Raw genomic sequence first — 1,773 nt, 5'->3', positions numbered from 1 at the left:
TGCACGCATGGTAGAGGAGCGTTCTGTAAGCCGTTGAAGGTGAACCGGGAGGTTTGCTGGAGGTATCAGAAGTGCGAATGCTGACATGAGTAACGATAAGGGGGGTGAAAAACCTCCCCGCCGGAAGATCAAGGTTTCCTGCGCAACGCTAATCGGCGCAGGGTGAGTCGGCCCCTAAGGCGAGGGCGAAAGCCGTAGTCGATGGGAAACGGGTTAATATTCCCGTACTTCTTTATATTGCGATGGAGGGACGGAGTAGGCTAGGTCATCAGGGCGTTGGTTGTCCCTGTTTAAGGCTGTAGGTTGGCGGTTTAGGAAAATCCGGACTGCTAAGACTGAGAGCTGATGACGAGTGCTTCCGCAAGGTAGCGCGAAGTGATTGATGCCATGCTTCCAGGAAAAGCTTCTAAGCTTCAGATATAGAGGAACCGTACTGTAAACCGACACAGGTGATCAGGTAGAGAATACCAAGGCGCTTGAGAGAACTCGGGTGAAGGAACTAGGCAAAATGGTACCGTAACTTCGGGAGAAGGTACGCCGGTTTTGGTGATGGGACTTGCTCCCTAAGCTGAGGCTGGCCGAAGTGACCAGGTGGCTGCGACTGTTTATTAAAAACATAGCACTCTGCAAACACGAAAGTGGACGTATAGGGTGTGACGCCTGCCCGGTGCCGGAAGGTTAATTGATGGGGTTAGCTTATGCGAAGCTCTTGATCGAAGCCCCGGTAAACGGCGGCCGTAACTATAACGGTCCTAAGGTAGCGAAATTCCTTGTCGGGTAAGTTCCGACCTGCACGAATGGCGTAACGATGGCCACACTGTCTCCACCCGAGACTCAGTGAAATTGAAATCGCTGTTAAGATGCAGTGTACCCGCGGCTAGACGGAAAGACCCCGTGAACCTTTACTACAGCTTCACAGTGGACTTTGACTTTATTTGTGTAGGATAGCTGGGAGGCTTTGAAGCAGTGGCGCTAGCCATTGTGGAGCCGACCTTGAAATACCAGCCTGGTAAAGTTGAGGTTCTAACTCAGCCCCATTATCTGGGGCGAGGACATTGTGTGGTGGGTAGTTTGACTGGGGCGGTCTCCTCCCAAAGAGTAACGGAGGAGCACGAAGGTGCGCTAATCATGGTCGGAAATCATGAGGTTAGTGTAAAGGCACAAGCGCGCTTGACTGCGAGTCTGACAAGACGAGCAGGTACGAAAGTAGGTCTTAGTGATCCGGTGGTTCTGAATGGAAGGGCCATCGCTCAACGGATAAAAGGTACTCCGGGGATAACAGGCTGATACCGCCCAAGAGTTCACATCGACGGCGGTGTTTGGCACCTCGATGTCGGCTCATCACATCCTGGGGCTGAAGCCGGTCCCAAGGGTATGGCTGTTCGCCATTTAAAGTGGTACGCGAGCTGGGTTTAGAACGTCGTGAGACAGTTCGGTCCCTATCTGCCGTGGGCGTTGGAGAATTGAGGGAAGCTGCTCCTAGTACGAGAGGACCGGAGTGGACGAACCTCTGGTGTTCGGGTTGTGTCGCCAGACGCATTGCCCGGTAGCTATGTTCGGACAGGATAACCGCTGAAAGCATCTAAGCGGGAAGCCCCTCCCAAGATAAGTTCTCCCTGACCCCTTGAGGGTCCTGAAGGGCCGTTGAAGACTACAACGTTGATAGGCTGGGTGTGGAAGCGCTGTAAGGCGTTGAGCTAACCAGTACTAATTGCCCGTGAGGCTTGACCATATAATCCAAGTTGTTTGGTGTGCGCAGTAAGAGGCACACGT

The 1,773-nt window shown here is 53.0% G+C and carries 1 rRNA gene; it reads left to right on the top strand.

The features are described from left to right. A 23S ribosomal RNA gene (locus FV139_RS20965) occupies positions 1–1,732 on the top strand; the annotation flags it as partial. Between the last annotated feature and the right edge of the window lie 41 nt (positions 1,733–1,773).

The sequence above is a fragment of the Parahaliea maris genome (assembly GCF_008064665.1).
In the GTDB taxonomy this organism is placed as follows: Bacteria; Pseudomonadota; Gammaproteobacteria; order Pseudomonadales; family Halieaceae; genus Parahaliea; species Parahaliea maris.
The sequence above is the reverse complement of the archived record's forward strand: the minus strand, read 5'-3'. Positions and strand labels throughout refer to the sequence as shown.